The organism is Streptomyces albofaciens JCM 4342 (assembly GCF_008634025.1).
Classification (GTDB): Bacteria; Actinomycetota; Actinomycetes; order Streptomycetales; family Streptomycetaceae; genus Streptomyces; species Streptomyces albofaciens.
Window position 1 is genome coordinate 986,884 of sequence record NZ_PDCM01000001.1, and the last position, 25,663, is coordinate 1,012,546.

Genomic DNA, 25,663 nt, shown 5'->3' on the forward strand with positions numbered 1-25,663 from the left:
CCCGGCAGGGATGCTAGAGTTTCACTCGTCGCAAGGGCCTGTGGCGCAGCTGGTAGCGCACCTCGTTCGCAACGAGGGGGTCAGGGGTTCGAATCCCCTCAGGTCCACCGACGTCAGAGCCCCACCGGAGAAATCCGGTGGGGCTCTTTCGCATGCGCGGAATCCTCCCACCGGTGTCCTGTCCCGGCCCGTGCCGCTGTCGGGCGGGCCTGCGGTCAGGGCCGATGGCGGCGGAACGGAGGTTATCCACAGGCCAGTTCGCGTGTCGGCGGTGAGCCCTAAAGTGGGGATTCGCGGGGCCGGTGGGCTTCGTCATGGGTACGTGATCGGGTATCCGATGGCGGTGGCGACGGGAGGGCACATGGCCAAGGAACGGGCGTTCGGGCCGCATCAGCTGGCCGAGTGGCTGGGGATCGAGCCTCGGCACGTACGGCGCGCCGAGACCAGGGGGCTGATTCCGCCCCCGGACGTGGGGGACGAGCGGTGGTCGGAGGGGGTGGCCAAGACGCTGCCGGACCGGGTCGAGGAGATCCTGTCCGTGGTGGGGGACGAGAACTACGCGAAGGCTTCGGACGGGGGCAAGGCCGGAGCCGGGCGCCGGAAGGCGGTCATGGGGGACGCGCTCGGGCCGCATCAGTTGGCGAGCGAGCTGGAGCTCCAGCGGTGGCAGGTCGGCCGGGCCGGGCAGCTGGGGATGATCCCGCCACCGGACGTGGACGGCAAGCGCTGGTCGCGGGAGGTGGTGGACGGCCTGCGGGGTGAGGCGGAGCGGATCAGGGAAACGCTCGGCGACCACCCCGGGCTCGGGTCGATCGACGCGGCGAAACGGCTGGCGGAGCGTACGGAGCTGGAGGTCGAGCGCGAGGACGTACGCGTGCTGGCCGAGGAGGGGCCGCTCCGGCCGGTGGGGGAGTTCCGTGGGTACCCCATGTTCAGTCTGGAGAGCCTCGACGGACTCGACCGGGAGCGGGTCGCGGCCGTGGTGGGCGAGCGGCAGCGGTGGATCGAGCGGAGCGTCACGGCCAAGGAGGCGGCGGCGCTGCTGGGATGGTCGGCGGGGAAGTTCGAGGTGACGGCGGAGCGGCACGGGCTGGTGCCGGGGCGGCTCGGCCGGTACGACCGGGCGGAGGTCGAGGGGTTGCCGGGGAGGGAGGGGTAGGGGGAGGGGTTGGGTGAGGAGGGGGCGGGATTAGGGGAGGGCGAGGGGCCGGGGCCGTCGGGCGTGGATGCGGCGTACGGCGTGTGGCTGGCTGACCTCGTCGGGCGTGGGGGCGTTCGGGCGCGGGCGTGGCTGCCCGGCCCTGTCGGGCTGGGTGGGGCTAGGGCTGGAGGGCGCGTTTGGTGATGCGGATGCCTCGGCGGGACAGGTAGGTGAGGGGGTTGATGTCGGAGCCGTAGTGGCGGGTTTTGCGGACCTCGAAGTGGAGGTGGGGACCGGTGGTGCGCCCGGTGGCGCCGCTGTAGCCGATACGGGTGCCGGCGCGGACGCGCTGGCCGACGCGGGCCGTGATGCGGGAGAGGTGTCCGAAGAGGGTGTAGTAGCCGTCGGTCATGTGGATGGTGACGGCGAGGCCGTAGTCGCCCGACCGCTTGGCCAGGACGACCGTGCCGGAGCCGACGGAGGAGACCGGGGTGCCGGTGGGGACGGCGAAGTCGACCCCGGTGTGGTGGCCGGCGGCCCAGTGGCCCTTGACGCCGTAGGGCGAGCTGATGCGGGCATGGGCGGCGATCGGGCGGGTCCACGGGCCGGCCGGCACGGCCGGGACCGCCTCGGTCGCGGTCAGGCCGAGGACGGTACCGATGACCGTCGGCACCACGCCGTGCAGCAGGAGTCGTCTGCGGAGCCAGTTCATAGTTGTGAGGACACGCCCTACGCCGGGCGGACGCATCCGGAAACGCCCGGTGGGCGCCCGAACGGCCGAGAGGTTCCCCGTACCGAGTGGTAACTGTGAGTGATCGTCGGGGGTGTCGGACGGGGAGGGCTCAGGGGGCGGGAGCGGTGCTCTCGCGGAGTTCGAGGTGGGGGAGTTCGGCCTGGAGGCGGCGGGTGGGGGCGCCGTCGAGGAGGGAGAGGAGTTCCTGGGCGGCCAGGCGGCCGAAGCCGGCGGTGTCGCGTACGAGTGAGGTCAGGCGTGGGTGGGTGACGCGGCACAGGGGGGAGTCGTCCCAGGCCACGATGGACAGGGCGGCGGGTACGGGCACACCGCGGCCGGCGGCCACGGCGGCGCCCGCGACGGCCATCACGTCGTTGTCGTAGACGATCGCGGTGGGCGGGCGGGGAGCGGCGAGCAGGCGGTGGGTGGCCTCGGCGCCCTGCTCGTCGGAGTAGTCCGTGGACACGGAGCGGACCTCGGCGGCGTCCAGGCCGAGACGGGCGGCCTCGGCACGCAGGGCGGCGACCCGGCGCTCGGTGTGCGCGAGGCCGGGCAGGCCGGCGATGTGCACGATGCGGCGGTGCCCCAGTGCGTACAGGTGGTCGATGATCGACCGCATCGCGGCCGCGTCGTCGGCCCAGATGGTGGAGAGGGGGGCGGGGGGTGGGGGCGGGGGGCCGGGAGGGGAGGGAGAAACGGAGGGAGAAGCGGAGGGGGGTGAGGGGGTGGGGGAGGAAAGGGGAGTGGAGGGGGATGGGCGTGTGGAGGGGCTGGTGGGGGGTGGGGCTGATGGCGTGCTGGTGTCGCCTATGACGACTGTGGGCAGGGCGAGGGAAGCCAGGAGGGCGGGGCGGGGGTCTTCGGCTCGGGGATCCACGACCAGGACGCCGTCCACGCGGCGTTCGGCCCACCAGCGTCGGTAGATCGCGCACTCGGCCTCCAAATCCTCGACGACCTGGAAGAGGAGGGCGACGCGCTGGGCGGCCAGGGCTTCCTGGATGCCGGAGACCAGCTGGAGGAAGAAGGACTCGACGCCGAGGGTGTGGGCGGGGCGGGCGAGGACCAGGCCGACGCAGCCGGAGCGTTCGCCGGACAGGGCGCGGGCGGCGCTGTTCGGCTGCCAGCCCAGCTCTTCGGCGACCTCGCGGATACGGGCACGGGTGCCGGGGGAGACGCCGTCGCGGTCGTTGAGGGCGAAGGAGACGGCCGAGGGGGAGACGCCGGCGCGCTCGGCGATGTCCTTCATGGTCGGGCGGCGGCGTGGGGGAGTGGAAGCGGGTGTGGGAGTGGGCGTGGTCGTGGGAGTGGGGGTGGTGGGGAGGTGGGGGGTGTTGGGGCGGGGGGCATCAGTGCCCGCGGGCGGAGAGCCGGGGCCGGTGCCGGGGCCAGTGCCGGTGGTCATGTTGCGCGTCAGCTCCTCCGGTTGGCCTGGGCAGCCCGGTCGGCCTGGACGGCCCGGGTTGTTGGTCGGTCGCCGTGGTGCGCCCGTTGCCGTGGTCGGCGGTCAGGGGCGAGGCGTGGCTAAAGCGCATTAGTCCGTACTGCTAATGCGCTTTAGTGCGTTCAGGATCACGGGAGGTCCGGGAGAAGTCAATCGCTGTGCGGAAGGCGCGGCGAGAGGCCAAGTCGCGGACTTCGTTATGGAATTGAGATAGCGGGTTCCGGTGCTCTTGGCTTTAGCGCATTAGTGCAGGTGGGGAGTGGTGGCCGGGTGGGGGCGGTAAGGGGGCGGGTTGCGTTGGGCGGCCGGTGAGCGGGGTGGCGCAGGGCGTTGTCGGGGGCGATGCGTTGACGGGAGCGTATTCGGGCGACAACGTTGGCATCGCCATCCGGCGGCGCGGCCGGTCATGTGCCGGTCCGTGCGTGGTTCTTCGCTGTCTTCTTTGCCTGTCTACTTTGCTGTTTCCTCGCGGTTTTCCTCCGTGGAAGCGCTTTCCGCCGCGGACGCGCTTCCCGGGCAGAAGCGTTTCCCCGACGCAGGAGTGACCATGACGCGCAGACACTTGGGCCCCATAAGTTCCGATCGTGAAACCCGTGAAACCCGTGCCACTCATGCCACCCGTGACACTCACGGCACCGGTGACACCCGCGGCACCGATGACACCCATGGCCCCCATAACGCCTTCGGTGCCCATGCCCCCCGCAGCAACCGCGCTCCCCGCCTCGCTCTGTCCGCCGCGCTGGCCGTCGCCTTGATGGCCGGCACCGCCGCCTGTGGTGTCGGCGGTGCCGAGGGGGCGGCCGCGGACGGGCAGCCGAAGCGGACCGGCAAGGTCGCCGGTGAGATCACCTTCCGTACGTTGCAGCTCAAGCCGAACTTCACCGCGTACGTGCAGGGCGTCATCGACGCGTTCGAGAAGAAGTACCCGGACGTGAAGGTGACCTGGGAGGACGTGCCGGGTGACGGCTACAACGAGAAGCTGGTCGCCGACGCGCAGGCCGGTGGGCTGCCGGACGTGATCAACCTGAACACCGACTCCTTCCAACTGCTGGGCGACCGGGGCATGCTCGCGGACGTCGCCAAGCTGGACCCGAAGGTCGCGAAGGAGTACGTGCCCGGCGCCTGGGACCAGTACAAGCTGCCGGGCAAGGGGGACGGGGTGTACGCGTACCCCTGGTACGTGACGCCCGAGATCCTCACGTACAACAAGGACCTCTTCGCCGACGCCGGGCTGGACGTGAACAAGCCGCCGACGAGCGTGGAGCAGTTCTTCGACTACGCGGAGCGGATCGCGGGTGCTTCGGGCGGCCGGTACACGGCGTTCATGGCGGATCCGAAGGGGCGGCTGCCCGGGGACTGGCAGAAGATGGGCGTGCCGATCCTGAACAAGGAGAAGGACGCGTTCGTCTTCGACACGCCGAAGGCCGTCGAGTGGGTGCAGCGGATGAAGAAGCTGTACGCGATGGGGGCGATGCCGAAGGAGTCGCTGACCAAGGCCGACGATCTCGCGCAGCTCTACGGGGCCGGGAAGCTGGTGTTCGGGCCCGGGTCCCCCGGCATCCTCAAGGACGTCAAGCGCAATTCCCCGGCGGCGTACGGGAAGACGCAGGTCGCGAAGGCCGTGACGGGGACGCTCGGGCACATCGGGATCTATACGCAGTCGCTGGGCGTACGCAAGGACACCAAGCACCCGGACGCGGCGGCGGAGTTCGCCAAGTGGGTGACCAACGGGCCCAACCAGGTCGCGTTCTCGAAGCAGGTGACGATCTACCCGTCGAACGCGAAGGGGCTGGCCGACCCGTACTTCGCGGACAAGGGCGACGGCAAGGACCCCGAGACGATGGCACGCACCGTCGGCGCCGAGGAGCTGAGGTCCGCGCGACTGGACGCCAATACGCCCGTGGAGTGGACCACGCAGGTCGGCGACGCGGTGGTCCGGGAGATGCAGAAGGGGATCAGGGGGGAAGAGGACGCCCAGGCCGCGGTCAAAAACGCGCAGGAAGCGGCCAACAAGATTCTCGCGCAGCAGAAGAAGCGGCAGTGACAGGCGATGGCACGCAGCAGGCGTGCGGATCTGACACGCAGCGGACATGCGCACCTGACACGCACCGGACGTGCCGGTGTGACACGCACCGCGCGTGCGGACATGGCACACACCGGGCGTACGGATGCGTCACGCATCGAGAGTGCGGGGACGGCGCCCACCGCGCGTGCGGACATGGCACATACCGGGCGTACGGATGCGACACGCATCGAGAGTGCGGGGACGGCGCCCACCGCGCGTGCGGACATGGCACCCACCGCGCGTACGGACGCGGCACGCAACGCCGAGGTTACGGACATGGATAAGGCCGCGCGGCCGCAGCGTAAGGCGCCGGTGGCCGCCTCGCGCGTCCCGGTCCCCTCGTCGACGCACGCGACCCCCATCGCACCGGCAGCCACCGCCGACTCCATCGACCCCACCACCCCCGCAAAACTCCCCACCCCCACCCCCACCCCCACTCCCCACACCAAAGCCCCCACCACCGACCCGGGCCTCCCCCACCGCCGCTGGTGGACCCCGTACCTCTTCCTCCTCCCCGGCCTGGTCATGGTGGCGCTGTTCAGCCTCTGGCCGTTCGTCAACACCGTCATCCTGTCGCTCACCGACGCGCAGATCCTCAAGGGCGGGCGGTTCGTCGGGCTGGAGAACTACGGGCGGGCGCTCGGCGATCCCGATTTCTGGACGGCGACGGTCAACAGCGTCGTCTACCTGGCCGTCGTCGTGCCCTGCCTGGTGCTGTTGCCGCTGGCGCTGGCCGTCCTCGTCCAGCGCAAGGTCCCCGGGATCGGCTTCTTCCGCTCCGCCTTCTACACGCCCGTCATCGCCTCGGCGGTTGTGGTCGGGCTGATCTGGCAGTGGGTGCTGCGCAGCGACGGACTGGTCAACACCGTGTTCGAGAAGCTGCACCTGATATCCGAGCCGGTTCCGTTTCTGACCGACTCCACGATGCTGCTGATCTCCGCCATGATCGTCACGATCTGGAAGGGCCTCGGCTACTACATGGTCTTCTACCTCGCGGCGCTGGGGAACGTGCCGGCGTCGCTGTACGAGGCGGCCGCGCTCGACGGCGCGGGAGCCGCACGCCGCTTCTTCAGCATCACCGTCCCCAGCGTCAAGCCGATGATGCTGCTGGTCGGGACGCTGTCGGCGATCTCGGCGCTGCGCGTGTTCACCGAGATCTACATCCTCGGCGGGGAGAGTGGCGGGCCCGGCGGCGGGGCGCGGACCCTGCCGTTCCTGATCCGGCAGGTGGGGCTGGGCTTCGCCGGGGAGACCGGTTACGCGGCGGCCATCTCGATCCTGCTGTTCCTGCTGACGCTGGTGTTCAGCCTGCTGGGACACCGGCTGTCGAAGGGGGACGAGAGGTGACCGAACTGTCCTCGCCGGGCGTACGGCGGGCCCGGCGCGCCCTGACCGCGGGCCGCCGTCATGACCGCCCCGACCGCCGCCACAGCCACAACCGCACCCGCAAAGCAACCCTAGGCCTCACCGGCCGCTACCTCACCCTCTGCCTCATGCTGGTGGTCATGCTGGGCCCCATCGTCTGGCAGTTCCTGACCTCGCTGAAGGGCCGCGGGGAGAACGTCTACGGCGGCGTGCTGCCCAGTCAGCCGACGCTCGACAACTACGTACGCGTCGCCGAATCGTTCCCCCTGGTCCAGTACGTCGGCAACACGCTGATCGTCGCCGCGCTGGCCGTCACCTCGAACTGCGTCTTCGCCGCGATGGGCGGCTACGCGCTGTCCCGGGCCGGGTGGCGCGGGCGGCGGACGGTCTTCACCGTGCTGGTCGCGACGCTGATGTTCCCGTTCGAGTCCGTGATGATCTCGATGTTCCTCACGGTGCGGTCGATGGGCCTAGTGGACACGCTCATCGGGGTCTGGCTGCCCGGCGCGGTATCCGTGCTCAACCTGATGATCATGCGGGCCGCCTTCCTCGCCGTACCGAAGGAGGTGGAGGAGGCCGCCGTCCTGGACGGGGCCAATGAGTGGCAGCGCTTCACGAGGGTGTTCGTGCCGGCTGCGAAGGGCGCGCTGGCGGTGGTCTGTCTGACCAGTTTCATGGGCGCCTGGGACGACTTCCTGTGGCCGCTGATCGTGCTGACCAACAGCGATCACTACACGCTGCAACTCGGTCTGAAATCGCTCGCCGGCGCCACCACGGTCAATGACCAGCGGCTCATCGCGGCGGGGGCGATGGCCGCGCTGCTCCCGATGATGGCGCTGTTCTTCGCCCTCCAGCGGTACTTCTTCCGGGGCGTGGGCGAGGGGGCGTTGAAGACGTGACGGGATACGTGGAGGAAAGCGACGTGACGATGTCTGCCGGTACGGCCTCCGGCCCGCGGCCCCTCCGGCCCACCGGCCCGGACGACGCGGCACCCCGTACGGGTGCCAACGACGGGACACCCCATGTGGGCGCCGACGACGCGGCACCCCACGTGGGCCCCAACGACGCGGCACCCCATATGGGCGCCAACTACGCCGCACCCCGTATGGGCGCCAACTACACGCCCCGCACCGGCTGGTTCCACCACTGGCTGGACTTCGACCCCGACGAGGTACGCCGCGACCTGGACGCGCTCGCCGCGCTCGGCCTGGACCACGTGCGTGTCTTCGCCCTCTGGCCGGTCTTCCAGCCCAACCGTTCCCTCGTCCGCCCGCGCGCCGTCGAACAGCTCGGACAGCTGGTGGACGCGGCCGCGCAGTGCGGCCTCGACGTCGCGGTGGACGCGCTCCAAGGCCATCTGTCGAGCTTCGACTTCGTACCGTCCTGGCTGCGCACCTGGCACCGGCGGAACCTGTTCACCGACCCCGACGCCGTCGACGGCGCGGCCCGCTACCTGGAGGCGCTCGCCTCGGCACTTGCCGAGTGTCCCAACTTCCTGGGCATGACGCTGGGCAACGAGATCAACCAGTTCTCCGGGCCGCCACACCCGGACCCCGACCCGTGTACGTACGAGGAGGCCGGGCGGTGGCTGACGCGGCTGCTGGAGGTCTGTGAGCGGGCCGCGCCGGGGCGGCTGCACACCCACGCCGAGTACGACGCGGTGTGGTTCCAGGACGGCCACCCCTTCACGCCCGCGCAGGCCGCGCGGCTCGGGCGGGCCACCACCGTCCACTCCTGGGTCTTCAACGGCACGGCCCAGCGGCACGGGCACGACGGGACCGCCACCGTCCGGCTGGCCGAGTACCTGATCGAGCTGGCCACGGCCTGGGCGGACGACCCGGCGCGGCCGGTCTGGCTCCAGGAGGTGGGCGCCCCCGCCCCGCTCGTACCGCCCGAGCACGCCGCCGCGTTCGCCACCGCGACCGTCGGGAACGCCCTGACCTGCGAGCGCCTTTCCGGCATCACCTGGTGGTGCTCGCACGACGTGTCGCGGGAACTGGCGGACTTCCCCGAGCTGGAGTACGGGCTCGGGCTGTTCACCTCGGACGGCGAGGTCAAACCGGCGGGGCGGGCGCTGGCCGAGGTGGCGGCCCGGCTGCGGACCGAGCCGCCCCGGCCGGTGCGGCGGACGACCGCGCTCGTCCTGGACGCGGGGGAGGAGGCCACGGCCCCGCACCGGTCGGTGTGCGCGCCGGGCGGCCCCTTCTTCGAGGCCTGGGTACGGCTGGCCGACCAGGGCGTACGGGCCGGAGCCGTACTGGCGGACCGGGTTCGGGACGCCGCGTACCTGGAGAGCCGGGGGATCACGGAGGTGGTGTGGCCCTCGGACGTGAAGTGAGCGGCGCAGCGGTACGGGCGACGGCGCGGCCGGACTGCGCCTCATGTGGAAGCCGTCCGGCAAGGGCGTGCCCGTACGCCACCACGAAAACCACCAACCCCTCCCCGACCGCAAGCGCCGCTTCCTCGGCGGCACCTGCGGAACCGCCTTCCACCTGCCCGCACTACGGCGTACGTCCGGCGAGTCCGGAACCCGGCCGGAAGTGCGCGCGGTCGGCGAACCGCACACCTCGTCGGCAGCGGCCACGGCCGTATTCACCTGGTAGGCCACCGGCACACCGGGCAGAAACCCCGCAGAACCCCACCACCCATCGACTTCCGTACCCGCCTCGCACCCACCGGAGCGCCCCATGCACGACGACCGCAGCATCGTCGAACACCGTCTACGCCGTGTCCTGACCGACCGCATCGTGCCCGCCGTCCGCAGCCGGTCCGTGCCGCTGGCGATCGAGCGCTGGGAGGCGCCGGGCGAGCCGGTGCCGCCGGCCGAGGGCCTGGCCGCCGACTACGAGCCGACGAAGGCCGGGGAGGCGTGGGGGCCCGCCTGGGGCACCACCTGGTTCCGGGTGACGGGGCAGGTTCCGGCGGAGTGGGCCGGGCACACCGTCGAAGCCGTGCTGGACCTCGGCTTCGAGGCGAACATGCCCGGCTTCCAGTGCGAGGGCCTGGTCTACCGCCGGGACGGCGAGGCCGTGAAGGGCCTCAACCCGCGCAACGACTGGGTGCGCGTCGCCGATCCGGCGGCCGGCGGGGAGGAGGTCGAGCTGTACGTGGAGGCGGCCTCCAACCCCGTACTGGCGGATCACCGGCCCACCTACGAGGGCGACCGGCTCACCGCGAGCCACGCGCCGCTGTACCGGGTGCGGCGGATGGACCTCGTCGTCTTCGAGACCGAGGTCTGGGAGCTGGTCCAGGACCTGGAGGTGCTGGGCGGCCTGATGCGCGAACTGGACGTGGCCGACGCGCGGCGGCACGGCATCCTGCGCGCCGTCGAACGCGCCCTGGACGCGGTGGACCTGAAGGACATCCCCGGCACGGCCGCGCGGGCCCGCGCGCAGCTCGCGGACGTGCTGGCGTCCCCGGCGCACGCCTCCGCCCACCGGATCAGCGCGGTCGGCCACGCGCACATCGACTCCGCCTGGCTGTGGCCGCTGCGCGAGACGGTCCGCAAGGTGGCCCGTACGTCCTCGAACATGGTCAACCTGATGGATGGGCACCCCGAGTTCGTCTTCGCCATGTCGCAGGCGCAGCAGCTCGCGTGGATCAAGGAGCACCGGCCCGAGGTGTTCGCCAAGGTGCGGGCGAAGATCGAGGCGGGGCAGTTCGTGCCGGTCGGCGGCATGTGGGTGGAGTCGGACACCAACATGGTCGGCGGCGAGGCGATGGCCCGGCAGTTCCTGTACGGGAAGAAGTTCTTCCTGGACGAGTTCGGCATCGAGACGAAGGAGGTGTGGCTGCCGGACTCCTTCGGCTACACCGCGGCCATGCCGCAGCTGGTCAAGCTGTCCGGCGCCGACTGGTTCCTGACGCAGAAGATCTCCTGGAGCCAGGTCAACCGCTTCCCGCACCACACCTTCTGGTGGGAGGGCATCGACGGCACCCGCGTGTTCACCCACTTCCCGCCGGTCGACACCTACAACTCCGACCTCGGCGGCAAGGAGATGGCGCACGCCGCCCGCAACTACCGCGAGAAGGGCCGGGGTTCGCGCTCGCTGGTGCCCTTCGGGTGGGGGGACGGGGGCGGCGGCGCCACCCGCGAGATGCTGGCGCGCGCGGCCCGGCTGCGCGACCTGGAGGGCTCGCCGCGGGTCGAGATCGAAAAGCCCGAGGCGTTCTTCGAGAAGGCACACGCGGAGTACCCGGACGCGCCGGTGTGGGCGGGCGAGCTGTATCTGGAGCTGCACCGCGGCACGTACACCTCCCAGGCCAAGACCAAGCAGGGCAACCGGCACAGCGAGTCGCTGCTGCGCGAGGCCGAGCTGTGGGCCGCCACGGCCGCCGTACGGGTACCGGGCTACGCGTACCCGTACGAGGACCTGGAGCGGATCTGGAAGACGGTGCTGCTGCACCAGTTCCACGACATCCTGCCCGGCTCGTCGATCGCCTGGGTGCACCGGGAGGCCCGCGATACGTACGCGCGGGTCCGTGAGGAGCTGACCGCGATCGTGGTCGCCGCGCAGACCGCGCTGGCGGGCCCGGGGGACCAGGAGATCGTCTTCAACGCCGCGCCGCACGCGCGCGGCGGCGTCCCGGCGGGCGGCGCGGAACCCGCGCCCGGCCAGGGCGGCACGCCCGTCACCGTACGCCCGGTGACCGTCGAGCCGCTGACCGCGGACGGCCGGGCCACCGGCGGCCACCGCCTCGCCAACGGCCGGCTGCGCATCGAGGTCGACGCGCGCGGTCTGGTCGTGTCCGCATATGACATCGAGGCCGGACGGGAGGCCGTGGCGCCGGGCGCGGCGGCCAACCTGCTCCAGATCCACCCGGACTTCCCCAACATGTGGGACGCCTGGGACGTGGACGAGTTCTACCGCCACAACGTCACCGACCTCGTGGCCGTCGACGAGCTGACGGTCACCGACTCCGGCCCGGAAGAGGTACGGATCAAGGTCGCCCGGTCCTTCGGACACGGCTCCACCGTCGAGCAGACGCTGACGCTGCGGGCGGGCGCCAAGGTGCTGGACATCGACACCGAGGTGGACTGGCGGGAGACCGAGACGTTCCTCAAGGCGGCCTTCCCGCTGGACGTGAAGGCCGACCGCTCCGCGTCCGAGACCCAGTTCGGGCACGTCTTCCGCGCCACCCACACCAACACGTCGTGGGAGGCCGCCAAGTTCGAGATCTGCGCCCACCGCTGGATCCAGGTTGAGGAGCCCGGCTGGGGCGCGGCGCTGGTCAACGACTCCACGTACGGGCACGACGTCACCCGCGACATCCGCCCGGACGGCGGCCAGACCACGACCGTACGGCTGTCCCTCCTCCGTGCGCCCCGCTACCCGGACCCGGAGACCGACCAGGGCCTCCACCGGCTGCGCTACGCGCTGGCCCCCGGCGCGGGCATCGCGGACGCGGTGCGCGAGGGCCATTGGATCAACCTCCCGGAGCACACGGTGCGGGGCGGCGGCCCGGTCGCGCCGCTGGTCGGCGTGGACAACGACGCGGTGGTGGCCGAGGCCGTGAAGCTCGCCGAGGACCGGAGCGGCGATGTGGTGGTCCGGCTGTACGAGGCGCACGGGGGGCGGGCGTCGGCGACGCTGACGGCCGGGTTCCCGGTGGCGGGCGCGGTGGAGACGGACCTGCTGGAACGTGCGGTGGAGGGCTCGGCGGTCGGCGAGGTGCGGGACGGGCGGGTGGCGTTGTCGCTGCGGCCGTTCCAGATCGTGACCGTACGGCTGTCGCGGGGAGCGGAGGGCTGACGAGGGCGGGGCGGGCGCTCCGGGCCCGCCCGGAGCGCCCGGCCCGACGTCCCTCACCTCACCCCCCAACCACCTTGATCACCGCGTCCGCGCCGTCCTCCGCCTCCATGCGCCGTGCCACCGCACGCGCCGCGTCGCGGTACGAAGGCTCCCGTACGGCGCGCCCGATGGCCTCGGCCAGGTGATCGACCGCGTTCTCCGCCGCCAGCGCGCGGAACGGCACCGCGCCCGTACCGGCGCCCACCGCGGCCAGCCGGGCGGCCCAGAACGGCTGGTCGGCGGTGACCGGGACCGGGACCGCCGGGACCCCGGCGCGCAGTGCGGCCGCCGTCGTACCCGCGCCCGCGTGGTGCACCACGGCGGCCGTACGCGGGAAGAGCAGGGTGTGCGGCACTTCGCCGACGGTGAGGATGTCGGCGCCGTCGGCCGGGCCGGCCAGCCCCGCCCAGCCGGACTGGATCACGCCCCGGACCTTGGCGCGGCGCAGGGCGGCGACGACGGTCGCGGCGAGCCGTTCGGAGCCCTCGCCGTCCCGGCCGTCCCGGCCGCCCGCCGCCATGCTGCCGAAGCCGACGAAGACGGGCGGCGGCCCGGCCGCGAGGAAGTCCTCCAACTCGGAGGGGAGGGTGGCGTCCGGCGCGGTGTACGGCCACCAGTTGCCGACCAGTTCCAGGCCGGGACGCCAGTCGGCGGGCCGGGGGACGAGTGCCGGACTGACGCCGTGCAGGACCGGGCGGCTGTCCGCGTTCCGGCGTCGGCGTAGCGCGCGTGCCGAGGCGGGCGGCAGGCCGAGCCGCGCGCGCAGGTCCCGTACTCCGTCCGCGTACAGGCGGTCCACGATCCGGAGGGAGAGGCGGCCCGCGGCGCGGTTGCCCCAGCGGCCGAGGGAGCGGGTGCCCGTGACGACGGGCGGGAAGGCGGCGGTGGGGGCGTTCGGCTGGAGGGGGAGGTCCAGCGCGGGGATGCCCAGGGCTTCGGCGACGTGCCGGCCGAGCGGGGCCGTGGTCGCGGAGAGGAGCAGCAGCTCGGTGCCGGGGGCGGCCGCACCGGCGATGCCCGGCCCGAGTTCCCGGACGAAGGCGGCGGCCCGGCGCATCAGCTCCCGCTTGCCGCCGGGGGCTGCGCCCTCTTCCCTCCTGGGGTCGGCGGGCAGCGCGCGGAACTCCAGCCCGGCGGCCCGTACGAGCCGCGTGTACGAATTGTCGGCGGCCAGGGCAACGCTGTGCCCGGCCTCCCGGAGGCGGGCGCCGAGACCGGTGTACGGGGCGACGTCGCCGTACGAACCGGCCGCCGCGATGAGGATCTTCATGACTGCTCCGGGGTGGGAGAGGGGGCGGCCTCTGGGGGATCGGCCTTTGCGGGGCCGGCGGCCTGGCGTACCGCGTTGGCGAGCACCGCCGTCCGCAGGTACGCGGCGAGGCCCGGCCGCTGCTGGGACGGCGGGACGACGAGGGCGAAGGCCCGGGCGTCGGTGGCGAAGTCCTCGGCGATCCGGCAGTGCATGTCGGTGGGGCACGGGGTGAACCAGCGGGTGATGTGTGCCCGGTGCTCCTCCGCCAGGTCCATGGCCGGATCGCCGTCGGCGGCCTCCCCGGCGTCGAACGCGGCGAGCAGCCGGTGCCGCCACGCGCCGGCCTCGGCCATGATCAGCGCCCAGTCCTCCTTGGTGTGCGCGGCGGCACGTGCCATGGAGCGCTGGTGCCCCGCGCTGTGCTGCCACTTCAGGTGCGCCTCGGTGGCGTAACTGAGGTCGAAGGTCACCTCGCCGAAGACCTCGAAGCGCTCCTCGGGCGTCAGCTCCACCCCCGTCCGCTGCACTTCCATGGCCCGCTCCGCGACCTCGACCAGCCGTTGCAGCTCGCTGATCTGCTCGGTGAGCAGGCGGTGCCGGGCGCGCAGGTGGTCCAGGGCGTTGGCCTGCGGGTCGCGGAGGATGGCGGCGATCTCGTCGAGGGCGAAGCCGAGCTGCCGGTAGAAGAGGATCTGCTGGAGGCGGGCCAGGTCGGCGTCGCTGTAGAGGCGGTAGCCGGCGGGGCTGCGGGCGCCGGGGGAGAGCAGGCCGGTCCTGTCGTAGTGGTGCAGGGTGCGGACCGTGATGCCCGCGAAGCCCGAGACCTGTCCGACCGAGTACGCCATGGAACCGCCTTCCTCCGTGCCACGGCCCGCGGGCCGCCGTACGGCCCGCGCCGTACGGGGTAAGGCTGGGGCCTGACGTGAGGGGAGGGTCAAGCGGGGAGAGGGAGAGGGAGAGGGAGAGGGAAGCGGGCGGGGTAGGAGCAGAGGCGTAGGGGATGGGGCCGATGCCGAAGGGCACCGTGGACAGGGTTCGGGCCCGCGGCCAACGATGGGCCGCTGTTACACGGCCGTGGGGGTGCCGTGAAATGGGCTGCTTAGCGTGGGGGCACTCTGGGCGGACACGGATACCTTTGTCGTAAAAGCCCCTCCCGTACACCGAGGACCTCGTGCGCTCACTCACCGCGACCGCCTGCGCCGCCGCGCTCACCGCGGCCGCGCTGCTGCTGTCCGGCTGCTCCGACCCGCGCGGCCTGCGGGTGGCGGGCCCCGCCGTGTCCCCCTCGCCGCCGAGCGGTCCGGCCCGGGTCACCGACCCGGTGTACGTCTCCGACGAGGCGCGCCGGCCGTTGCAGCGCCCGGCCTCCTTCGTCCTCAAGGAGTCGGTCAGCCTGACCGGCCTGCGCTGGCTGCACTGGGGCGAGGCGACCGCCGAGGCCACCGGCGGACTGAGCGGCGGCTGGTGCCGTCCCGGGTGCGGGGACCAGCCGTACCCGGTCAAGGTCACGCTCAGCGGGCTGATCAAGCAGAAGGGACGGGACCGGGTGGCGTTCTACTCGCGCGCCACGCTCGTCTCCGACCGCCTGTCGCCGCAGAAGGCGGCCGAACTGGGCAGGGTCAGCCTGCACACCCCGGAGTTCTAGGCCGCCATGGGGTTGCGCGCGAAGATCGGCATAGCCATCGCCGCCACGGCCGCCGTGGTGGCGGTCCTCGTCGGTGTGCTCGTCCACAACCGGACCGTGGACGCGCAGTTCGACCTGGCGGCCGAATCGATCGACGGACGGCTGCAGAGTCTGGTGCAGGACCGGGCGGCCGGCGTGGACAGCGGCCGGGCCATCGTCAACCCGCCGGACCTGCCCGGCCCGCTGGAGGCCGCCGTCCGGCACGGCAAGCGCGGCGTCTACCTCGAACCGGACGGCCCCAAGCCGCACCTGTGGGCCGCGACCGAGCTGGACGGCGACATCATCGCCCTCAAGCGCCCGTACGTACGCGAGCAGGAGACCCTGCGCAGCCTGGACCGGGTGCTGTGGATGTCCGGCATCGCGGGCACCGCGCTGGGCTGCGTGGTCGGTCTGCTGGTCGCCCACCGGCTCGGACGGCGGCTGACCGCCTCGGCCGCCACCGCCCAGCGGATCGCCGAGGGCGACCTGACGGCGCGGCTGCCGCTGGGCGGCAAGGACGAGATAGCCCAGCTGACCAGCGCGGTGAACACCATGGCCGACGCGCTGGCCGCCCGCCTCCAGGCCGAACGCGACGTGACCGCGAACATCGCCCACGAACTGCGCACCCCCGTCGCCGGGCTGGTCGCGGCGGCCGGCCTGCTGCCGCCCTCACGGCCCACCGAGCTGGTCCAGGACCGGGCACAGCACGTACGGAGCCTGATGGAGGACGTGCTCGAAGTGGCCCGCCTGGACGCGCGTACCGAGGAGGCCGACACGGAGCTGCGGCCTCTGGGCGAGCTGGCGCGGCGGACGGTGCGGGCGATGGGGGCGGGGTCCGGGATCGGGTCCGGGGCCGGGGCCGGAGCCGGGGGCGCGGCGGGCGGTTCCGGCCAGGACGGTGACGGGGGCGTCCGCCGGGCCGTGGAGATCCGCGTGCTCTCCGACGCCCTGGTCGAGACCGACCCCCGCCGCGTCGAGCGCATCCTCGTCAACCTGATCAGCAACGCGCTGCGGCACGGCGCCGCCCCGGTGACCATCGAGGTCGAGCGCGGCGTCCTGCGCGTCCGCGACAGCGGCCCCGGCTTTCCGGAGACGCTGCTCGCCCACGGCCCGCAGCGGTTCCGTACGGGCGGCGGCTCGGACGGCCACGGGCTCGGCCTCGGGCTGACCATCGCGTCCGGCCAGGCGCGGGTGCTCGGCGCCCGGCTGACGTTCGCCAACCCGGAGGGCGGCGGCGCCGAGGCGACGCTGGATCTGAGCGAGGCGCTGCGTACGGAGGAGGACCCCGAGTCCGGGCGTGGGCCGGAGAGGGCCGGGCCCACGGACGAGAGCTTCGGACGCGGGGGCGGGAAGACGGGCGGCGACGGTACGGACCGGGCCCGCGACCGGGGCATGGGCCGCGGCCGGGGCCGCGATCGGACCTCCTCCGACCGCCCCTGACGTGCGCGCCGCCCCGCCCGCCCCAAGAGTGGTGTGAGGGCGCCCGGGTCCGGAGAGGCGTCCCGGAGACCGATCCTTACCGAGCAGACCGCTGGAGCCGCCGCAATGGACGAGAACGTGCTGTTCATGGATCTCACCCACGCCGGTGAGGGCGCGGCGCGGCGCGCGTTGGACGCGCTGCGCCACGAGGACGCGGAGCACCGGATCGTGCTGCGCGGGGCCACGGTGATCGCCCGGGACGGCGAGGGCAACCTCACCTTCCCCGACAGCGAGGACCACACGGGCACCGCCCGCGGCTTCGCCGTCGGCGGCCTGGTCGGCGGCCTCGTCGGCCTGCTGGGCGGCCCGCTCGGCGTCATGGTCGGCCTCGGCGCCGGCGGCCTGGTCGGCGGCGCCCGCGACGCCCGACGGGCCAGCGCGGACAACGCGGCCGTGGACATGCTGGCCGCGGAGGTCCCGCCGGGCAGCACCGTCCTGGTCGCCGAGATCTCCGAACCGGCCAGGGGCCCGGTGGACGCCGCACTGGCCGACATCGGCGGCGCGGCCGTCCGCTACCCGGCCGCCGAGGTCCGCAAGCGGGTGGAGGAGGCGATCGCGGAGGGGCGCTGAGGGCTCGTACGGCTTCCCGTACGGCCACTTCTACGGCCCTACGGCCTTCCTACACCCCCGCACCGCTACACCCCCGCGCCGCTCCCGGCCTCGCGAACGCCCGCACCACGCTGTGCCCCGACCCCGCCCACCAGCGCCTTCCCCATGCACCGGCTGTCCTCGTACGTCCGGTACAGGCCGAACTTCGGCACCGGCCGGTAGCCGCAGGACGCGTACAGCGCCAGGGCCTCGGGCTGTTTGATGCCGGTCTCCAGCACCATCCGGGTGCGGCCCGCCGCGCGGGCGTCCGCCTCCAGGGCCGCCAGGATGCGGCGGGCCAGCCCGCGCCCGCGGGCCTCCTCGATCACGAACATCCGCTTGATCTCGGCGTCGCCGTCCGCGTACCCCTCGGGGTTGGCGTCCTGGGCGCGCCAGCCGCCGGTGGCCAGCGGGCGGCCGTTCTCGTACGCGAGCAGGTACGTGCCGTTCGGCGGGCGGAACATCGCCGGGTCGAGCGGGGTCATGTCGCCCTCGCCGTACCGCCGCGCGTACTCGCGCTGCACCAACCGGTCGAGGGCGACGGCGTCGGCGTGGTCGTAGGGGACGGGACGGATCTCCATCCGCCGAATCGTACGGATGTCCGGCCGCCGGGGCGAGAGTCACAGGTGAGAAGGGGCTCGACCACCGACCTCCCCACCGACATCACCCACCGACATCACGCACCGACCTCCCACAGACACCACCCACCGCCACCGGCCCGACCACCCCCACCGCCCCTCTACCGGACTCCGCCCCCGCCCTCCCGCCGCATACGGCGGATCGGCGGAGCCAAAGCACTCGATGGGGGTGTGTCGGTACGGGATCGGACAGACCGGGCCGACGGCGGGGAACGGCTGCTGCGCCACTGACGCTGAACCGAAGGAGAATGCCATGCGTCTGCGTCCTGTGCTGGCCACCGCCGCCGCCGTACTCTCGCTGTCCGCCACCGGCCTGACCGGAGCCGCCCTCGCGGCCGACCCCGCGCCGCCGGTCACCTTCGGCAACACCACGGGAAATGAAGGCACGAGCGGCGAAACCCGCGGCGATCTCGACTACCCCGGCACGATCGGGTGGGGGCACAAGCCGTACCAGCTGCTGGGTGACCGTGACGGCCGGTACGTGATCACCGCGGTCAACAAGGTCGGCACCGACCGGCTGCCGACCTGCTACCGCGATCTGTACGCGACCCCGTCCTCATCGATCTGTCACTGACGGCCGGGGACGGCTCACCGGGTGCCCGGCGCTCACCGCGCCGGGCACCCGCGCGCGTAGCGCCGAATCGTCCGGGCCCCCTGCCATCGCGTAGGCTGCGCTGCCGCCAGCGCGATGAGGGAGCAAGTAGTGCTAACTGTGACAACCGTGAACGTGAACGGCCTGCGCGCCGCGGCCAAGAAAGGCTTCCTGCCCTGGCTGGCGGAGACCGACGCCGACGTGATCTGCCTCCAGGAAGTGCGCGCCGAGCCGGACCAGCTCCCCGCCGGGGCCCGCGAGCCCGACGGCTGGCACACGGTGCACGCGCCCGCGGCGGCCAAGGGCCGGGCCGGCGTCTCGCTCTTCACGCGCCGCGAGCCCGAGCGCGTCCAGGTCGGATTCGGGTCCGCGGAGTTCGACACCGGCGGCCGGTACGTGGAGACCGACCTGCCCGGTGTGACCGTGGCCAGCCTCTACCTCCCCTCCGGCGACGTCGGCACCGAGCGCCAGGACGAGAAGGAACGCTTCATGGCCGAGTTCCTGCCGTACCTCGCCGCGCTGCGCGAGCGGGCCGCCGCGTCCGGCCGTGAGGTCCTGGTGTGCGGCGACTGGAACATCGCCCACCAGGAGGCCGACCTGAAGAACTGGAAGGCCAACCAGAAGAAGGCCGGTTTCCTCCCCGAGGAGCGCGCCTGGCTGACCCGCGTCCTCGACGAGCACGACGGCGGCTACGTGGACGTGGTCCGCGCCCTCCACCCGGAGACCGAGGGCCCGTACTCCTGGTGGTCCTACCGGGGCCGCGCCTTCGACAACGACGCGGGGTGGCGCATCGACTACCACATGGCCACCCACGGCCTCGCAGCCCGCGCGGTCAAGGGCTTCGTGGAGCGCGCCGCCTCGTACGACACCCGGTGGTCGGACCATGCGCCGGTGACGGTCGTCTACGAGCTCTAGACCGGCCGGAGAGCCTCGCCCAGGCGCGCGATCGAAGTCGTTCCGCCGACGGCTATGGCCCGGTCAGGAGTCGAAGCGGCGGCGTGCCTCTTCGATGTGACCGAGATGCCGGTGCGTCCAGCCGCACATCGCGTCGACCGTGGCGCGCAGGCCCCGGCCCGGTTCGGTGAGGGTGTATTCGACCTTCGGCGGCACGGTGGGATGCACCTTCCGGTCGACCAGGCCATTGCGTTCCAGCATGCGCAGGTTCTGGGTGAGCATCTTGTGGCTGACGCCCTCGACTTCGTCGCGCAACTCACTGAAACGCAGGGTGCGCTCGCCGAGCGCCTCGATGATCAGGAGTGCCCACTTGTTGGCGACGTCCGAGAAGATCTCCCGCGCCAGGGAATCCGCGCGCCTGAGGTCCGTGTCCTCGGGCAGGCCCTTGAGCGCGTCCTTGGCCGCCATCAGGTACCCCCGTCACGAGAGAGTGCGTTTCCGTCCAGGTCGGCTCTGACTCTCCTACGGTTCCCAAGTAACCGCAAGAAAGCGGACGGAGGGCGTCAGCGCGGGGCGAGCGCCTACTGAGGTGCGAGCGTCTTCAGCCAGTCCTCGACGGTGGGCACGTCCGCCCACTGCGGGAACAGCCGCTCTACGAGCACCTGGTGCAACTCCGGGTCGGTGTCCAGGCAGGCGTCGGAGAGCACGGTCAGGCCGAAGTCCAGGTCGTTCGCCTGGCAGAGGGTGGACAGGACGACCGCGCTGGTGGCGATGCCGGTGAGTACGAGGCTGTCGATACCGCGCGCCCGCAGCACCACGTCGAGGTCGCTCCCCGAGAACGCGCTCGCCCGCCGCTTGGTGACCACCACGTCACCCGGCCGGGGCGCGACCTCGGGGTGGATCCCGGTGCCCGGGTCGCCCTCGACGAAGAGGCCGGCCTGGGCGATGGCGGCGAGCGGCCTGTTGCGCGTCCCGACCTCCGGGAAGCCGGGGCGCAGCGCGATGACCACGTAGATCACGGGGATGCCCGCCGCCCGGGCCCCGTCGATCACCCGGCGCAGCCGTGGCAGATAGCCGGAGCCGTCGTCGGCGATGTCCACGATGGCCCGTTGGACGTCCATCACGAGAAGGGCGCTGCTCATGTCGCCTCCGGGCGGGCTCGGTCGGGCGCTGGTCCGGTCCGGGTGGTGATCGTCGGATCGTACGCGGACGTTCGGATCCTACGCGGACCGGCTCACGCCGATGGCGCGCCCATCCGGCGAGAACGGCGCCGAGGCGAGCGGCGCGTATGGCTCAGCGGGAGAACGCGTCGGCCTTGACGGCGGTGATGAATTCCGTGAAGGAGGGGGTGGGGAAGGTGAGGATCGGGCCCTGCGGATTCTTGCTGTCCCGGACGGGGAGGACGCCCGTCGATATGCCCGTAGTCGGCGACCACTCCAGGCAGTTGCCTCCATCCGGATTGCTGTGGCTGGACTTGACCCACCGAGTCGGACTGATCTTCACGTCAGTTTCTCCATCTGCTCAGTGATCAGACGCGCGCTTTCCCGCGTGGACAACGCGTCGCCGGTGAGTTCATCGTAGGCCCGTAGCGCTGCTCGAACGAGGTCCGGATCGTCCAGGATGCCAGCCGTCCGATGGTTCTCCATGCAGACGGACACGTTGTGCTTGGGGGAGGTGATGAGTGACACCGGACCGTCGATGAACAGGTGGGCAGGCGCGTCCAGGGGAAGGATCTGCACGCGAACCGTGGGTCGCGATCCGGCGACGAGCAGGGCTTTCATCTGCCGACGCATGGTCTCGGGAGGGCAGAAGTGACGGCGCAGCACTGACTCGCACAGTACGACGCGAACGTCGGGCGGCATGTCTCCGTCGAACAGGGCTTTCCTCGCCATCCGATCGTTCACGAGCGTCGAGACTTCCCTCGCGCTAGCTCGCGGGTAGCCGCCCTCGAACAAGTACCGTGCGTAGTCCGCGGTCTGGAACAGCCCCGGGACAAGAGTTGGCGACCATTCCCGAATGGCCACGGCCACGCGTTCCATCGCCATGCGCCGCCGGTAGACCGAGGGGAACGACGCTGCAACTGCTGCCTCGTAGAGCCGCTTGAACTTCCCGTCCGTCGCGAAGACCTCGTCCAGCAGCGGCGGAAGTTCCGGGGGAATCCGCGCCTGGCACGTCTCCACACGCGAAATGGTGCTCTTGGACGTGCGTACCAGCCTGGCCAGGTGGGCCTGTGTCAGCGGTGCCGGATTGTGCAATTCCCGCGCGCTGCGGCACTCCTCGGCGAATTCTCGGCGTGGGTCGTCCGTGCCGTCGGTCTCATCGTCCACGATTCCCCCGGGATCAAGGTCTGGTCATGGCTCTTGGGCGGCCCGTTTCCGGTGGTCAGAGGCGTGTGCATATGCCGCTGGTCCCAGCCCTCAGGTTGAGCCCCCGAATCCCCCCAGGCTACTGAGCGTTGCGGCATTCTGTAACCAATTGGCCGCACTGAGTGAATGTGCGATTCAGGAACAGACGAAGGACCCCCCATGGGCATCAGCGAAAAGGTCGGAGTGACCGACAAAAGGCAGCCCGCGGAGCCGGTGCCGGTGCCGGGCTGCGACGTATGCGCCTCCGCGTACGGGGACCGGGAGCCCGCCCGGACCGAAGGGCGCTCGCTCACCGTGCTGAGCTGCAACGGCGTCATCGCCGGGCACCCCCACGGGCGGGGAGGCCGGGCATGACGATCTCGCCCCGGACGTACGAGGGCGCCATGGAGTGCCAGGGGTGCCTGGAGTTGGCGCGCGCCTTGGTGGCCGCTCTGAAGGCGGGCGACCAGTCCAAGGCCACGGACTGCCAAGTCCTGATCCGCCGACACCCCGATCATCCGGCGCTTCCGCCCGGTCACGGGCCCGACCCGCGGTTCGGGCCGACTGCCACGCCGGACGGTGAGCGGGTTCAGCTGGACGAGGGCGAGACGGGAAGGGGGGACATCCGGTGACAAGCGACGAATTGGGTGGCGCCGGGGAAGGCCGGGCTCTTCCTATACAGTGATCGACTGCAATCAGCAGTAACGGGTGGGCCGTTATGGGCCCGCCATTTGAACGGGGAGTTCCATGCGTCGTCTCACCACCTTCGCCGTGTCCGCCGCCATCGCCGGCGGCGTGCTGTTCTCGGCCGTTCCCGCGCAGGCCGCCGTGTCGGCCAAGGGGAAGGTCACCTGCCACATCGAGCAGATGGACGCGCAGGTCAAGGAGCACCAGTACAAGGCGGCCAAGCTGGACCGCGCCGGCAAGCACCAGGCGGCCAAGAAGGAGCGTGCGAAGGCGCGGTCGATCCAGAAGCGGATCCAGCAGTGCATCGACGCCGAGAAGAACAACCCCGGTCCGTTCGGCAAGTAAGGCCGGAGACCGGATCACTTCGGGATGGGCCGGCAGCCGGCCCCGTGAGTGACCGAGCCCCCGCCGGGCGACCTACCCTTCGCCCGGCGGGGGCTCACTCGTGTCCGCCGCCGGCTCCTCGCCCCGCTCCCGGTGCCACGCCTCCAGTTCCGCGCGGACCCGGCGGTCCATCGCCATGGAGAGTTCCGCGTCGACGATGCCCTTGGAGATGGGGCGGAGCTTTTCGACGGTCTGGGTGATGCGGGCGACCTCGGTGGGGTCCAGGGGTTCGCCGGCGGCGGCCCGGGTGAGGACGTCGGAGAGGACGTGGGTGCGGATCACCGAGATGAACAGGTCGGCCATGGCGTCCGCGTGGGCGCGGACCTCGCGGCCGGCTGCCAGGACGGCGGCCAGGGGGACGCCGTTGGCGACGAGTTCGGTGGAGGCGTCGAGCAGGCGGCGGCTGATGTGGACGAACTCGTCGCCGTCCACGGCCAGGTAGCCGATGTCCAGGGAGGCGGAGAGGTTTTCCGGGGTGACGTCGTCCTTGAAGTGGTCGGCGAGTTCCTCGGGGGTGAGGCGTACGGGGGTTTCCTCGGACCAGGGGGCGACGAGCGTGCTCTCCAGGCCGAGGAGTTCGCCGACGTCGCGGCCGTTGTCGAAGGCGGAGAGCAGTTCGGCGATGCCGCCCAGGGTGTGGCCGCGGTCGAGCAGGCCCGCGATGGTGCGGAGCCGGGCCAGGTGGTGTTCGTTGTACCAGGCGATCCGGCCTTCGCGGCGCGGTGGCGGGATGAGCTTGCGCTCGCGGTAGAAGCGCAGGGTGCGGACGGTGATCCCGGCCTCTCTGGCCAGGTCGGCCATGCGGAATTCGCGGGGACCGGGGGTGGGGGCGGGGCCGGGGTCGGGGGTGCCGGAGTCGGCGGGAGGTCCGGGATCGCCGTGCGTCTTCTCTGCCACGGGTTCACCCTATGTCGCCCCACCCGGCCCCGGCCGAGGTGCAACCAGCGGTAACTTCCCGCCGCCTACCCCCTACCGCTCGGTACGTCCGTGTCCTACCCTCCAATCGTGCCAGTGATTGCTGGCGCGATGGGGAGCCCAAGACTGAGGTTTCGACGGTCGAACTCGGGAGGCGGCGGCATGGCCGAGCGCGAACACGAGCACGTACGGGTGGCGGTGATCGGATCGGGGTTCGGGGGTCTGGGGGCGGCCGTACGGCTGCGGCGCCAGGGGATCACCGACTTCGTGGTCCTGGAACGGGCCGGATCGGTGGGCGGCACCTGGCGCGACAACAGCTATCCCGGATGCGCGTGCGACGTGCCCTCGCACCTGTACTCGTTCTCCTTCGCGCCCAACCCCGAGTGGCCGCGCAACTTCTCCGGGCAGCCGCACATCCGCGCCTACCTGGAGCGGGTCACCGACACCTTCGGGCTGCGCCCGCACATCCGCTTCGACTCGGAGGTGCTCAGCCTGCGGTGGAACGGGGAGGAACTGTACTGGGAGGTGGAGACCGCCGGCGGCGTGCTGACCGCCGATGTGGTGGTGTCGGCCACCGGGCCGCTGTCCGACCCCAAGGTGCCGGACGTTCCGGGGCTGGACTCCTTTCCGGGCAAGGTGTTCCACTCGGCGCGCTGGGACCATGACTACGACCTGCGCGGCAAGCGCGTGGCGATGATCGGTACGGGCGCCTCGGCGATCCAGATCGTGCCGTCCATACAGCCGACGGTCGACCGGCTCACCCTCTTCCAACGCACCCCGCCCTGGGTGCTGCCGCGCGCCGACCGCAGGATCAGCGGCCTGGAGCGCTGGCTGCACGCCAAGGTCCCGGCGACCCGGGCCGCGCGCCGCGGACTGCTCTGGGGCATCAGGGAGCTGCAGGTCAGCGCCTTCACCAAGCGGCCGAACGAGCTGGGCCTGATCGAGGGCCTGGCCAAGGGGCACATGAAGCGGGCCGTGAAGGACCCGGCGCTGCGGGCGAAGCTGACGCCCGACTACCGGATCGGGTGCAAGCGCATTCTGCTGTCCAACACGTACTACCCGGCGCTGACCCGGCCGAATGTGGACGTGGTGGCGAGCGGGCTGAAGGAAGTGCGGGGGAACGTGCTGGTCGCCTCGGACGGTACGGAGACCGAGGCCGACGCGATCGTCTTCGGTACGGGCTTCCACGTGACGGACATGCCGATCGCGCACCGCGTCACCGGCGCCAACGGCACCACGCTCGCCGAGGAGTGGAAGGACGGCATGGAGGCGCTGCGCGGCACGACCGCGGCCGGCTTCCCCAACTTCCTCACCATCATCGGGCCCAACACGGGGCTGGGGAACAGCTCGATGATCCTGATGATCGAGTCCCAGCTGAACTATCTCGTGGACTTCATGCGGCAGCTCGACGTACTGGGCGGGAAGATCGCGCTGAACGCCCGGCCGTCGGCGGTGCACGCCTGGACACGGGGCGTCCAGAGGCGGATGGAGCGGACGGTGTGGAACACCGGGGGCTGCGACAGCTGGTACCTGGACTCCAACGGGCGTAACACGACCGTCTGGCCCGGCACGACGGCCGAGTTCCGGAAGGTGACACGGCAGGTGGACCTCGCGGAGTACGAGGTGCTGCGCGTCCCGGCGGCCCGCAGGGGCGAGCGGGCCGGGCAGACCGTGAAGGCGGTGGCGTGA

26 protein-coding genes and 1 tRNA gene are annotated in these 25,663 nt (G+C 71.8%); 17 read left to right on the top strand and 10 right to left on the bottom strand.

The window, feature by feature from the left end; translation table 11 throughout:
• Positions 1-34: 34 nt before the first annotated feature.
• Both CP973_RS04655 and CP973_RS04660 read left to right on the top strand, forming a co-directional pair.
• Positions 35-107: transfer RNA gene (locus CP973_RS04655), tRNA-Ala, on the top strand.
• 254 nt (positions 108-361) lie between these two features.
• Entirely contained in the window at positions 362-1,159 is a 798-nt protein-coding gene (locus tag CP973_RS04660; RefSeq protein ID WP_150237789.1) for a hypothetical protein, read from the top strand.
• 160 nt (positions 1,160-1,319) lie between these two features.
• Here CP973_RS04660 and CP973_RS04665 read toward each other — a convergent pair whose 3' ends face one another.
• Positions 1,320-1,853 (bottom strand): M23 family metallopeptidase, encoded by a 534-nt coding sequence (locus tag CP973_RS04665; protein WP_150237791.1) that lies wholly within the window; start codon positions 1,851-1,853, stop codon positions 1,320-1,322.
• Positions 1,854-1,983: 130 nt separating this feature from the next.
• Complete coding sequence (locus CP973_RS04670) at positions 1,984-3,120, bottom strand: LacI family DNA-binding transcriptional regulator (RefSeq protein WP_150243145.1); 1,137 nt, start codon at positions 3,118-3,120, stop codon at positions 1,984-1,986.
• Between the two features lie 949 nt (positions 3,121-4,069).
• Here CP973_RS04670 and CP973_RS04675 point away from each other — a divergent pair.
• The 6 genes from CP973_RS04675 to CP973_RS04705 all read left to right on the top strand — a co-directional run bounded on the left by CP973_RS04675 (position 4,070) and on the right by CP973_RS04705 (position 12,498).
• Positions 4,070-5,359 (top strand): ABC transporter substrate-binding protein, encoded by a 1,290-nt coding sequence (locus CP973_RS04675; protein ID WP_150237793.1) that lies wholly within the window; start codon positions 4,070-4,072, stop codon positions 5,357-5,359.
• A 297-nt stretch (positions 5,360-5,656) separates the two neighbouring features.
• Positions 5,657-6,727 (top strand): carbohydrate ABC transporter permease, encoded by a 1,071-nt coding sequence (locus tag CP973_RS04685; protein WP_425281936.1) that lies wholly within the window; start codon positions 5,657-5,659, stop codon positions 6,725-6,727.
• Positions 6,724-7,644, top strand: coding sequence for a carbohydrate ABC transporter permease (locus CP973_RS04690; protein ID WP_150237795.1), 921 nt, complete (start codon positions 6,724-6,726; stop codon positions 7,642-7,644). The genes CP973_RS04685 and CP973_RS04690 overlap by 4 nt, the downstream gene beginning before the upstream one ends.
• Positions 7,645-7,850: 206 nt before the next feature.
• On the top strand, positions 7,851-9,083 hold the full coding sequence (locus CP973_RS04695) for a glycoside hydrolase 5 family protein (protein ID WP_150243149.1): 1,233 nt from the start codon (positions 7,851-7,853) through the stop codon (positions 9,081-9,083).
• 34 nt (positions 9,084-9,117) lie between these two features.
• On the top strand, positions 9,118-9,348 hold the full coding sequence (locus CP973_RS04700; RefSeq protein ID WP_425281987.1) for a GH85 family endohexosaminidase C-terminal domain-containing protein: 231 nt from the start codon (positions 9,118-9,120) through the stop codon (positions 9,346-9,348).
• 84 nt (positions 9,349-9,432) lie between these two features.
• On the top strand, positions 9,433-12,498 hold the full coding sequence (locus CP973_RS04705; RefSeq protein WP_150237799.1) for an alpha-mannosidase: 3,066 nt from the start codon (positions 9,433-9,435) through the stop codon (positions 12,496-12,498).
• Positions 12,499-12,556: 58 nt separating this feature from the next.
• On the opposite strand, the gene CP973_RS04710 is transcribed toward CP973_RS04705, so the two are convergent.
• Both CP973_RS04710 and CP973_RS04715 read right to left on the bottom strand, forming a co-directional pair.
• Complete coding sequence (locus tag CP973_RS04710) at positions 12,557-13,807, bottom strand: glycosyltransferase (protein WP_150237801.1); 1,251 nt, start codon at positions 13,805-13,807, stop codon at positions 12,557-12,559.
• On the bottom strand, positions 13,804-14,634 hold the full coding sequence (locus CP973_RS04715; RefSeq protein ID WP_150237802.1) for a MerR family transcriptional regulator: 831 nt from the start codon (positions 14,632-14,634) through the stop codon (positions 13,804-13,806). The genes CP973_RS04710 and CP973_RS04715 overlap by 4 nt, the downstream gene beginning before the upstream one ends.
• Positions 14,635-14,960: 326 nt before the next feature.
• Between CP973_RS04715 and CP973_RS04720 the strand changes: the two genes are divergently transcribed.
• The 3 genes from CP973_RS04720 to CP973_RS04730 all read left to right on the top strand — a co-directional run bounded on the left by CP973_RS04720 (position 14,961) and on the right by CP973_RS04730 (position 17,501).
• Positions 14,961-15,434, top strand: coding sequence for a hypothetical protein (locus CP973_RS04720; RefSeq protein ID WP_150237804.1), 474 nt, complete (start codon positions 14,961-14,963; stop codon positions 15,432-15,434).
• A 6-nt stretch (positions 15,435-15,440) separates the two neighbouring features.
• Positions 15,441-16,892, top strand: a complete 1,452-nt coding sequence (locus tag CP973_RS04725; RefSeq protein ID WP_150237806.1) for a sensor histidine kinase — start codon at positions 15,441-15,443, stop codon at positions 16,890-16,892.
• A 105-nt stretch (positions 16,893-16,997) separates the two neighbouring features.
• Positions 16,998-17,501, top strand: coding sequence for a DUF1269 domain-containing protein (locus CP973_RS04730; protein WP_150237808.1), 504 nt, complete (start codon positions 16,998-17,000; stop codon positions 17,499-17,501).
• Positions 17,502-17,566: 65 nt separating this feature from the next.
• On the opposite strand, the gene CP973_RS04735 is transcribed toward CP973_RS04730, so the two are convergent.
• Positions 17,567-18,100 carry a GNAT family N-acetyltransferase gene (locus CP973_RS04735; RefSeq protein WP_150237809.1) on the bottom strand — a complete coding sequence of 178 codons (534 nt, stop codon included), beginning with the start codon at positions 18,098-18,100 and terminating at the stop codon, positions 17,567-17,569.
• Positions 18,101-18,410: 310 nt separating this feature from the next.
• On the opposite strand from CP973_RS04735, the gene CP973_RS04740 reads away from it, so the two are divergent.
• Together CP973_RS04740 and CP973_RS04745 are read left to right on the top strand one after the other, a co-directional pair.
• Entirely contained in the window at positions 18,411-18,731 is a 321-nt protein-coding gene (locus tag CP973_RS04740) for a hypothetical protein (protein WP_150237811.1), read from the top strand.
• A gap of 129 nt (positions 18,732-18,860) precedes the next feature.
• Positions 18,861-19,664: an exodeoxyribonuclease III gene (locus tag CP973_RS04745; protein ID WP_150237813.1), complete on the top strand. Its 804-nt coding sequence runs from the start codon at positions 18,861-18,863 to the stop codon at positions 19,662-19,664.
• A gap of 63 nt (positions 19,665-19,727) precedes the next feature.
• Here the strand turns inward: CP973_RS04745 and CP973_RS04750 are convergent, their stop codons facing one another.
• The 4 genes from CP973_RS04750 to CP973_RS04765 form a co-directional block, all read right to left on the bottom strand.
• Positions 19,728-20,111 carry a winged helix-turn-helix transcriptional regulator gene (locus CP973_RS04750; RefSeq protein ID WP_150237815.1) on the bottom strand — a complete coding sequence of 128 codons (384 nt, stop codon included), beginning with the start codon at positions 20,109-20,111 and terminating at the stop codon, positions 19,728-19,730.
• Positions 20,112-20,224: 113 nt separating this feature from the next.
• Positions 20,225-20,785: a cysteine hydrolase family protein gene (locus CP973_RS04755; protein ID WP_150237817.1), complete on the bottom strand. Its 561-nt coding sequence runs from the start codon at positions 20,783-20,785 to the stop codon at positions 20,225-20,227.
• Positions 20,786-20,936: 151 nt separating this feature from the next.
• The gene (locus CP973_RS04760; protein ID WP_150237819.1) at positions 20,937-21,146 is read right to left on the bottom strand and encodes a DUF397 domain-containing protein; all 210 of its coding nucleotides are present in this window, start codon (positions 21,144-21,146) and stop codon (positions 20,937-20,939) included.
• Positions 21,143-21,970 carry a helix-turn-helix domain-containing protein gene (locus CP973_RS04765; protein WP_150237821.1) on the bottom strand — a complete coding sequence of 276 codons (828 nt, stop codon included), beginning with the start codon at positions 21,968-21,970 and terminating at the stop codon, positions 21,143-21,145. The genes CP973_RS04760 and CP973_RS04765 overlap by 4 nt, the downstream gene beginning before the upstream one ends.
• Positions 21,971-22,168: 198 nt before the next feature.
• Here CP973_RS04765 and CP973_RS04770 point away from each other — a divergent pair, with 198 nt between their 5' ends.
• From CP973_RS04770 to CP973_RS04780, 3 genes are all read left to right on the top strand, one after another.
• Complete coding sequence (locus CP973_RS04770; protein ID WP_150237823.1) at positions 22,169-22,363, top strand: hypothetical protein; 195 nt, start codon at positions 22,169-22,171, stop codon at positions 22,361-22,363.
• On the top strand, positions 22,360-22,620 hold the full coding sequence (locus CP973_RS04775; protein ID WP_150237825.1) for a hypothetical protein: 261 nt from the start codon (positions 22,360-22,362) through the stop codon (positions 22,618-22,620). The genes CP973_RS04770 and CP973_RS04775 overlap by 4 nt, the downstream gene beginning before the upstream one ends.
• A 115-nt stretch (positions 22,621-22,735) precedes the next feature.
• Positions 22,736-23,020, top strand: a complete 285-nt coding sequence (locus CP973_RS04780; protein WP_150237827.1) for a hypothetical protein — start codon at positions 22,736-22,738, stop codon at positions 23,018-23,020.
• A gap of 72 nt (positions 23,021-23,092) precedes the next feature.
• Here CP973_RS04780 and CP973_RS04785 read toward each other — a convergent pair whose 3' ends face one another.
• On the bottom strand, positions 23,093-23,860 hold the full coding sequence (locus tag CP973_RS04785) for a MerR family transcriptional regulator (RefSeq protein WP_150243151.1): 768 nt from the start codon (positions 23,858-23,860) through the stop codon (positions 23,093-23,095).
• A 276-nt stretch (positions 23,861-24,136) separates the two neighbouring features.
• Here CP973_RS04785 and CP973_RS04790 point away from each other — a divergent pair, with 276 nt between their 5' ends.
• On the top strand, positions 24,137-25,663 hold the full coding sequence (locus tag CP973_RS04790) for a flavin-containing monooxygenase (protein ID WP_150237829.1): 1,527 nt from the start codon (positions 24,137-24,139) through the stop codon (positions 25,661-25,663).

Excerpts from the sequence above, each read along its gene's own strand:
- CP973_RS04755 (WP_150237817.1), bottom strand. The coding sequence starts at position 20,785 with ATGAGCAGCGCCCTTCTCGTGATGGACGTCCAACGGGCCATCGTGGAC.
- CP973_RS04725 (WP_150237806.1), top strand. The coding sequence starts at position 15,441 with ATGGGGTTGCGCGCGAAGATCGGCATAGCCATCGCCGCCACGGCCGCC.
- CP973_RS04660 (WP_150237789.1), top strand. The coding sequence starts at position 362 with ATGGCCAAGGAACGGGCGTTCGGGCCGCATCAGCTGGCCGAGTGGCTG.
- CP973_RS04730 (WP_150237808.1), top strand. The coding sequence starts at position 16,998 with ATGGACGAGAACGTGCTGTTCATGGATCTCACCCACGCCGGTGAGGGC.
- CP973_RS04685 (WP_425281936.1), top strand. The coding sequence starts at position 5,657 with ATGGATAAGGCCGCGCGGCCGCAGCGTAAGGCGCCGGTGGCCGCCTCG.
- CP973_RS04735 (WP_150237809.1), bottom strand. The coding sequence starts at position 18,100 with ATGGAGATCCGTCCCGTCCCCTACGACCACGCCGACGCCGTCGCCCTC.
- CP973_RS04715 (WP_150237802.1), bottom strand. The coding sequence starts at position 14,634 with ATGGCGTACTCGGTCGGACAGGTCTCGGGCTTCGCGGGCATCACGGTC.
- CP973_RS04740 (WP_150237811.1), top strand. The coding sequence starts at position 18,411 with ATGCGTCTGCGTCCTGTGCTGGCCACCGCCGCCGCCGTACTCTCGCTG.
- CP973_RS04710 (WP_150237801.1), bottom strand. The coding sequence starts at position 13,807 with ATGAAGATCCTCATCGCGGCGGCCGGTTCGTACGGCGACGTCGCCCCG.
- CP973_RS04705 (WP_150237799.1), top strand. The coding sequence starts at position 9,433 with ATGCACGACGACCGCAGCATCGTCGAACACCGTCTACGCCGTGTCCTG.
- CP973_RS04665 (WP_150237791.1), bottom strand. The coding sequence starts at position 1,853 with ATGAACTGGCTCCGCAGACGACTCCTGCTGCACGGCGTGGTGCCGACG.
- CP973_RS04750 (WP_150237815.1), bottom strand. The coding sequence starts at position 20,111 with ATGGCGGCCAAGGACGCGCTCAAGGGCCTGCCCGAGGACACGGACCTC.
- CP973_RS04785 (WP_150243151.1), bottom strand. The coding sequence starts at position 23,860 with ATGGCCGACCTGGCCAGAGAGGCCGGGATCACCGTCCGCACCCTGCGC.
- CP973_RS04670 (WP_150243145.1), bottom strand. The coding sequence starts at position 3,120 with ATGAAGGACATCGCCGAGCGCGCCGGCGTCTCCCCCTCGGCCGTCTCC.
- CP973_RS04780 (WP_150237827.1), top strand. The coding sequence starts at position 22,736 with ATGCGTCGTCTCACCACCTTCGCCGTGTCCGCCGCCATCGCCGGCGGC.
- CP973_RS04675 (WP_150237793.1), top strand. The coding sequence starts at position 4,070 with ATGGCCGGCACCGCCGCCTGTGGTGTCGGCGGTGCCGAGGGGGCGGCC.
- CP973_RS04695 (WP_150243149.1), top strand. The coding sequence starts at position 7,851 with ATGGGCGCCAACTACACGCCCCGCACCGGCTGGTTCCACCACTGGCTG.
- CP973_RS04790 (WP_150237829.1), top strand. The coding sequence starts at position 24,137 with ATGGCCGAGCGCGAACACGAGCACGTACGGGTGGCGGTGATCGGATCG.
- CP973_RS04770 (WP_150237823.1), top strand. The coding sequence starts at position 22,169 with ATGGGCATCAGCGAAAAGGTCGGAGTGACCGACAAAAGGCAGCCCGCG.
- CP973_RS04775 (WP_150237825.1), top strand. The coding sequence starts at position 22,360 with ATGACGATCTCGCCCCGGACGTACGAGGGCGCCATGGAGTGCCAGGGG.